This is a genomic window from Hydrocoleum sp. CS-953, assembly GCF_002260545.1.
Taxonomy (GTDB): Bacteria; Cyanobacteriota; Cyanobacteriia; order Cyanobacteriales; family Microcoleaceae; genus Trichodesmium.
This window is the reverse complement of the sequence record NZ_LGSU01001183.1, coordinates 1-7,645: the sequence shown is the minus strand read 5'-3', so window position 1 is coordinate 7,645 and position 7,645 is coordinate 1. Positions and strand designations below refer to the sequence as shown.

Annotated in this window: 7 protein-coding genes; 2 read left to right on the top strand and 5 right to left on the bottom strand. The window is 34.9% G+C overall.

What is annotated here, in order from left to right:
- Positions 1-125 precede the first annotated feature (125 nt).
- Both AFK68_RS19260 and AFK68_RS37060 read left to right on the top strand, forming a co-directional pair.
- A complete protein-coding gene (locus AFK68_RS19260) occupies positions 126-1,241 on the top strand; it encodes a hypothetical protein (protein WP_246844289.1) in 1,116 nt (371 codons plus the stop codon).
- A 503-nt stretch (positions 1,242-1,744) separates the two neighbouring features.
- Positions 1,745-1,900: a hypothetical protein gene (locus AFK68_RS37060; protein ID WP_168186553.1), complete on the top strand. Its 156-nt coding sequence runs from the start codon at positions 1,745-1,747 to the stop codon at positions 1,898-1,900.
- A 772-nt stretch (positions 1,901-2,672) separates the two neighbouring features.
- On the opposite strand, the gene aroF is transcribed toward AFK68_RS37060, so the two are convergent.
- The 5 genes from aroF to ruvA all read right to left on the bottom strand — a co-directional run.
- Positions 2,673-3,734, bottom strand: coding sequence for a 3-deoxy-7-phosphoheptulonate synthase (gene aroF, locus AFK68_RS19255; RefSeq protein WP_094674249.1), 1,062 nt, complete (start codon positions 3,732-3,734; stop codon positions 2,673-2,675).
- Positions 3,735-4,828: 1,094 nt separating this feature from the next.
- Positions 4,829-5,323, bottom strand: coding sequence for a PAM68 family protein (locus AFK68_RS19250; protein WP_094674247.1), 495 nt, complete (start codon positions 5,321-5,323; stop codon positions 4,829-4,831).
- A 623-nt stretch (positions 5,324-5,946) separates the two neighbouring features.
- Positions 5,947-6,216: a 30S ribosomal protein S15 gene (rpsO, locus tag AFK68_RS19245; protein WP_094674245.1), complete on the bottom strand. Its 270-nt coding sequence runs from the start codon at positions 6,214-6,216 to the stop codon at positions 5,947-5,949.
- A 90-nt stretch (positions 6,217-6,306) separates the two neighbouring features.
- Positions 6,307-6,483, bottom strand: a complete 177-nt coding sequence (locus AFK68_RS45700; RefSeq protein ID WP_371357452.1) for a RuvA C-terminal domain-containing protein — start codon at positions 6,481-6,483, stop codon at positions 6,307-6,309.
- A 111-nt stretch (positions 6,484-6,594) separates the two neighbouring features.
- A partial coding sequence (ruvA, locus tag AFK68_RS19235) for a Holliday junction branch migration protein RuvA (protein ID WP_143438046.1) occupies positions 6,595-7,151 on the bottom strand: 557 nt, incomplete at its 3' end.
- Positions 7,152-7,645: the final 494 nt, after the last annotated feature.

Genomic DNA, 7,645 nt, shown 5'->3' with positions numbered 1-7,645 from the left:
AAGTTATTATTCTCAAACTTATTATTAACTCAACTTCAATAATTCTAGTGGAGAAAGTGAATGCCTATCTTAATCTCGGTCATAAAAGACATAATTTCTATTAGTTTCAAATCAACAACTTAAAAATGTTAGTATTTCACGATAATGAGGGATGTAAGGAAATGGATAATCCTCAGATATTTGCCTTAATTGACAATATATTACCATTTGAAGCCTGTTTATACTATCAAATTTTGCCTCTATCTGTAGAAGGCAGCAGAGTTAGACTTGGTGTAGTTGACCCTCAAGACTCTTCTGCTTTAGATTATGCCCGTAGATTACTATCTTACTTAAATTGTTCACTGGTAAGTGAAGAAATTTCTTCTGAAACTCAAAGGTCAATCCTCTCATCTTATTTAAGCCATATTGGTCATCAAAAATCAAAAAGTTCTAGTGCTTCTAAAGTTAGCATAGCCAAGGATAATCAACAACAAATTGATAATTCTCAGTCTACTACGGCTGAAAAAAATAAACAATCTTTGGAGACAAAAAACACAACAGAACAAGGCAGTCTTCTCAAAAATAATCAAGATTCACAACAGACAAAACTTCAATTTGAAGCTCAATCTTCATCAAAAAATTCTCTATGTGATATTTTAGAATTATCTTTAGGTAGTTCTTCCCAACTTACTTCTTTAGAAACTATAGGTACTTTAGATCCTCAAAAGTTATTAAAAGAATTGCTACTGAGAGTTTTAGAATCAGGAATTGGTAGACTTTATTTTGAGCAAAAACAATCCCAAGGTAGAATTCTTTGGAGTCAAGATGGAGTTCTGAAGTCTGTAGTTGAAAATTTAGAACACAATAAAATTGAAGCTCTTATTAATGAGCTGAAAATTCTTACCAAAATGTCTTTAATTCCTATTAAAAAACCTAGGCAAGTAGAGATAGAAAGAATTTATCAAAATAATCATTTATTATTACGTTTGAGGGTAATGCCTGGAGAATATGGGGAAGAAGCGACATTACAAGTATTAAGAGGAGCCGCTTTAAGATTTTATCAACAGCAACAGTTATCTTCGTTGAGTCAAGATGCCTTTAAATTAGGCAAACAACTACAAGTTAAAATCAATAAGGTTTGTTCTCGTCAACATTTAGCTCCATTTAAACTAGATAGCTTATTAACTTTGCAGAAATTACTTGATAATATTGAGCATCAAATTGACTGTATAATTTCTCAACAAAATAATCAATTTTCATAGTAGTTAGCTATCAGGGTTCAGCTAAAGGAAAAAAATTGCCTTATAGAACCCATTTGGGGTCTATTGAAAAATGACAGTGTGATGGGGAGATAGGGAGAATAGGGAGATAGGGTGTATTAGAATATTTTTCCATCTTTTCGTTGTATTTCCTATATCCTAACCACTCAATAATCTGTGGTAAATAGTTCAATAACAAGCTTAAAATGGCTTCAATAATGGATAATGGATAATGGATAATTGATAATTGATAATTGATAATTGATAATTGATAACTGATAATTGATAATTGATAATTGATAATTGATAATTACCTCTTCCTAATAAGGAAGAAGATTGAATAAAAGGAAAATTTTTTTTATTTTTCCTTGAAAGGAGAGGCTTCATACCTTAATTTTTCGGTAAATTCTTTGCCGAATAAGTAGTCTGCCCCCATTTCTTGAGCAGCTACCCTATATCTACAGACAACTATGCCTCAAAAATTTATTTCCCGGTAAAGATACCAAATGGCTTCTATATTAACATTGGTAAATTTTTGTTGGTTGTGCATCAGCAAAGTGTGGGATAAGTCGGGTATGGCTGACCAATCTAATCTAAAAGCTCTGGGATATAAAGGTTGGGCAACCAAAAAGTTAGGACAGGTGGCAGACACTTCCCAATAAAGATACACCCTACAATTATTCCTCTAAATGGAAGGGAAGTCTCCCCATACGGACCACACTTCCTTGACGCACTACCTTTTTGTTCTCAAATACCTTAGCTTTACTTACTTAGGACTTACACAAAGACAATCTATAATAGTATTCAAAACTATAACGTTATAGTTTTTTCAATCTATATATATTACCTCTTTGTAAGTCCTGTTACTATAAAATTTCAAGTATAGCCCTACCCAAATACATTAGGAGATTCTTCTATTCCGATACTATGAGTGCTAAAAATTGTTAACAATGCACAGCAAGATTAACCTGCTGAGAGGTTATCCCCCAATATCTACAAGAAAACTTGTAGACGCTTTGTACGGACGTTGCACAGGCAAAAATGCGTTTTCCGTTCCGGAATGCTCCGCTTTCCATGTCGCGCAGCGATACGTCCCTTCTGTCACCTTGGTTATCAGCGTTCGCAGAAGTTTCAATTACTTGACCATGCTAGGGGTAACTTATCAGGATAGCGGTTACATAGTGGGCTGGTTTTACACCACAAACTGCTCTGTTTGTCAAACTTTAGCATAATCTATGCAACTATACCAGTATAACTATATCAATATATATAAATTTATGTTAATGTTTATTAGTAAATCAACAATTGTTGATCGACCTTATACCCTTACAACTAAAAGTTTATTGTCCTAACCAAAAGACATAGTGCTATAACTAAAAATTGGTTAATTCTTTGCTTTCATTGCATAGAGAATTAACCAATCATTGAGTAAACCTATACAAGAGCTGGTTCTGCCTGTGGCCAACGCTTAACAGTTTTACCAATAACTGCCATTTCCTGCATTAACCCATCGAACTTATCAGGTGTTAGAGATTGGGGGCCATCTGATAGAGCTTTTGCCGGATTTGGATGGACTTCAATCATCAGAGAATCTGCCCCAGCCGCAATAGATGCCATTGCCATTGCAGGTACATATTCAGCCCGACCAGTACCATGACTAGGGTCAATCATAATTGGTAAATGAGTCAGGGAACGCAGAACTGGTATTGCAGACAAGTCTAAGGTATTACGAGCATACTGACGGTCAAATGTTCTAATACCTCGCTCACAAAGAATTACATTTGAATTTCCAGCAGCTAAGATATATTCTGCAGCCATTAACCAATCTTCAATAGTTGCAGCCATTCCCCGCTTCAATAGTACAGGTTTATCTTGAGCGCCAACCTTTTTTAATAGTGAGAAATTTTGCATATTACGAGCACCAATTTGCACCACATCTGCCACTTCAGTCAACATAGGCAAATCTGCAGCATCCATTAACTCCGTAATAATACCCAGACCAGTTTTTTCTTTAGCCGCAGCCAACAAATTTAAAGCACTCTCACCATGTCCCTGAAAAGAATAAGGAGAAGTACGAGGTTTATAAGCACCTCCACGCAGAAACCTAGCACCAGCAGCTTTCACCCGTTGGGCTGTTTCTATAATCATCTCCTCATTTTCCACCGAACAGGGTCCAGCAACTACAACTAGAGGATGATCGAGGCCAAAAAGTACAGGTCCATCTGGAGTAGATACCTCTACTGTACTAGCTTCTCCGTGACGAAACTCCAGACTTGCTCGTTTGTAGGGGCGTTCGACCCGCATTACTTGTTCGATCCAAGGACTCATTTCCTGTAGTTGTAATGGATCTAGGTCTGCAGTATCTCCTACTAGACCAATGACAACTTTATAGCGCCCAACAATTTTTTCTGGAGTTAGACCCCAATTAGTTTGAAGTTCGTTACAAAGACGATCTATCTCTGTTTCTGGAGAACCAATTTTAGTTACTATAATCATTTTTACTTTTACGGTTGAATAGGTCTAGGTTCAATTAAGACTATCTTTACGATAAGTTGAAACAGTAAAGTTCTTGTAATTTCTTAATAAATCTAATACAAAGTTCTGTTTTATCTGTAGATATGATACTTTGCTTCTCTAAAGAAACTACAAAATAAAGTTTAGGAGGATAAGTACAACCTAGAGAGGAGATTTTGTTCATCTCTCTAAGTAAGCATTCAGAGGTTAGCTATTAGCTATTAGGTTTATTATCTTTAAAGGACGAATTCGCATGTTGGTAATTTTCAGCCATTAAAAGTTAATTTCATTAATTGATAATGGATAAACCTATTTGGCAATTGATTAAGAGACTGTTTGTAAAAGGAATATTAAATCTTGGCTTAGGGTGGGGAGGGTGAGGCGACAATAACTATGAATTGTAGCCAAAATTTAACTTTCCGCACCCCACCCACCGAAAATTAAGCACTCTGGCAGTCTTAATCTTTAGTTTACAAACACTCTCTAATGGATAGTGAATAATGGATAATAGATAATTAGAGTATGTGAATGATTTAGATAGAAATAGGGAGAGAAAATTAGAGATTTAAAAAACTCTTTTATTCTCAATTATCAGTTATTAGGAGAGGCTTTAATCTGGATTGATTAATTATCAATTATTAATTATCCATTGGTAAAATCCTATCACTTAACTTTAGCAGTCTATCGAGCCAAATCTAAATTTTCCGCCACAGAATTATATAGGTTGAAAACTAAAACTTATCCTTGTTTGTGCTTCAGTTCTCTTGTATTCTGATGAAAAATGTAGTGGCGCGTTAAGTTTAAAATGGTGTATTAGATTTTTAAGTAAAAGCTTTGAAAAATCAGCATCCTACCATTTTTATCAAGTAACATTTAAGGCTTGACAGGGCAGTAGTAGAAGTTAAACTAATACTTAGTTAAATTTACTAAAAAGCTATTTGCATACCATTCATTCATTGTGCAGGATTAGCTGACCGCTAAAGCTATTTTGCTAGCCCACAACTTGATTTTCAATTTTCCCTAGGAAAATCTGCGCGACATGTTTGCGCAGCATTCTATAGGAAATGCCGACGAAATCAGCTTTTTGATTTAGCTTCTTTCCAAGCTTCTTTCATCCTTTGAAAGTTAATTTTTACTTCTTGCCAACCTAATACGCTACCCTTTTTATCTTCATCCCAAGAAGCAGAAAAAAGACCATAACTCAAACCAATAACACTTAAACCAAAAAAGCCCATACTAACTAGCAAAACTGCTTGGTTTGGTAGTATAAAAATATCATTTGTAATGATAAAGTAGCTAAAAACAAAAGTTAATAAAGAAAATAGTAGAGGTGTACCAGATAATAAAACCATACGGCTTATCATCCGCCTACTAACTACTTCAGGAATAGAATTTTCTCCTTTAACTGTTTTGCCTTTCTGATTACTAATATTTTTCGACTGATTTACATTAGGATAATTTGATTCCTCTGTCGCCTTTATTTTAGGAGAAGAAGATGATTTTTTACCTTGCTTTTTCCGACTTTTAGCAGGTTCAAAAGGTAAAGGTTGGCGTGATGATTCTGGAGACATAAGTCATTTCAGGTATCAGTTAGCCTCCTATCGGAGGAACTGCGTTAACAGTTATCAGTTATCAATTCCTCGCAACTGTTGCATCAGGATTGAAATACTGAATTTAATTTTTTTCAGCCCCTTAAAAAGGGGAGGTTTGAGACCTTATTTTTGGGTCAGTTTTTAACCTCTAAATACCAAGGCGACCAATCAATGTTTTATTAAGTCATTTCAGGTATCATTTATCAGTTATCAATTCCTCGCAACTGTTGTATCAGGATTGAAATACTGAATTTAATTTTTTTCATCCCCTTTTTAAGGGGAGGTTTGAAACCTTATTTTTGGGTCAGTTTTTAACCTCTAANTATCAGTTATCAATTCCTCGCAACTGTTGCATCAGGATTGAAATACTGAATTTAATTTTTTCAGCCCCTTAAAAAGGGGAGGTTTGAGACCTTATTTTTGGGTCAGTTTTTAACCTCTAAATACCAAGGCGACCAATCAATGTTTTATTAAGTCATTTCAGGTATCATTTATCAGTTATCAATTCCTCGCAACTGTTGTATCAGGATTGAAATACTGAATTTAATTTTTTTCATCCCCTTTTTAAGGGGAGGTTTGAAACCTTATTTTTGGGTCAGTTTTTAACCTCTAATACCAAGGCGACCAATCAATGTTTTATAACGTTCTTGGCTTTGTTTTTGGATGTATGACAATAAGCGCTTACGTCTACCAATCATCTTTAAGAGACCTCTTTGGGATGAATAATCTTGCTTATTATTTTTTAAATGAGCGCTTAATTTACTAATTCTTTCAGTCAGCATAGCGACTTGAACATCTGCTGAACCTGTGTCCGTTTCATGAGTTTGGTACTCACTCATAATTTCTTGTTTGCGCTGTTGTTTAAGAACCATATATTTAATTTCTACTAATCTTGCCAAAAATTACCACAATCACTTATCATACCATAAATATTTATTCTGATAAATACCTATACAAATCCTTCAAAGTTGAGTAGAGCGACTCAACCAACTAATAGCTTCCCTAATCCAATCTTCTGCATTAGTATTTTTGGACATATTAGCATCTTTACTAACAGCTTGCAATGCCTGTATAACCTCTTGACCTGTATATCCCAAAGCTAACAAAGTCATTTCTACCTCTTCTTGAATAGCAGGCATAACTCCCACTGGTACTGATGTAGTCAAACCTGCATCTTGTCGCCACTCGGCCAATTTACTTTTCAATTCTAAAGCAATACGTTCCGCCGTTTTTGCTCCTACCCCTGGGGNGCATCTTTACTAACAGCTTGCAATGCCTGTATAACCTCTTGACCTGTATATCCCAAAGCTAACAAAGTCATTTCTACCTCTTCTTGAATAGCAGGCATAACTCCCACTGGTACTGATGTAGTCAAACCTGCATCTTGTCGCCACTCGGCCAATTTACTTTTCAATTCTAAAGCAATACGTTCCGCCGTTTTTGCTCCTACCCCTGGGGTTTTAGCTAATACACGAGTATTTCCCCCTACAATAGCTTGAACTAAGTCAGGTAATTCCAAAGTATCTAAAAGAGCGATCGCTAATTGTGCCCCAATACCACTGACACTTACCAACTGACGAAATAAGTCTCTTTCTGCGGAATTACCAAAACCGTACAATACTATTTGGTCTTCTCGTACTTGTTGGTGGGTAAAAACTTGGACGTCTTCCCCTGGTTGTAGACTTTGAGTCAACCTAGGCAGAATTTGTAGCTCATAACCTATTTGATTAACCTCTAAAATTAGAGTCACACGCAGACCACTCCCTTTGTGGACATCAGCCACTTTCCCTTTCAGGTAGTTAATCATTCAAATTATTTCAAAATTATTTCAAAATTACATATTAACAACTGTTGAACAATTAAAAGATTTAATTTTCAGAAATTACCAAATACAAGTAGGCATTCAGGTATTAGGGGTCAGCTTTTCGTGCGGAATGGCTCACATTTATCTTTGTCAGTCGGTAAAAAACCGCCAAGTAACTAAGAGTAATATTAGTTAATTTATTTTGACAGTAAGTTTTAATTTTCGCTCAATTTTTCAAATCTGATTCCTTCTTCAAAGATAATTTTTTAATAGTTGAAAGATGTTAAATTAGATATTATAGCAATCCTAAATTGATTTTCAGCAATTAACAATGAACAATTAATAATTAATAATTACCCCTTCTTGAAAGAAGGGGATTGGCTAAAAGGATTTTTTTTGATTTATCCCATATCGGGGGAGGCTTTAAACCTTAATTGTTGAATGAATAATTAATTATTGACTATCAACTCTTAATTATTAATTATTAACTCTTAATT

Coding starts and splice junctions, on each gene's coding strand:
- AFK68_RS19260 (WP_246844289.1), top strand. CDS start 126: ATGTTAGTATTTCACGATAATGAGGGATGTAAGGAAATGGATAATCCT.
- AFK68_RS37060 (WP_168186553.1), top strand. CDS start 1,745: ATGGCTTCTATATTAACATTGGTAAATTTTTGTTGGTTGTGCATCAGC.
- aroF (WP_094674249.1), bottom strand. CDS start 3,734: ATGATTATAGTAACTAAAATTGGTTCTCCAGAAACAGAGATAGATCGT.
- AFK68_RS19250 (WP_094674247.1), bottom strand. CDS start 5,323: ATGTCTCCAGAATCATCACGCCAACCTTTACCTTTTGAACCTGCTAAA.
- rpsO (WP_094674245.1), bottom strand. CDS start 6,216: ATGGTTCTTAAACAACAGCGCAAACAAGAAATTATGAGTGAGTACCAA.
- AFK68_RS45700 (WP_371357452.1), bottom strand. CDS start 6,483: ATGCCTGCTATTCAAGAAGAGGTAGAAATGACTTTGTTAGCTTTGGGA.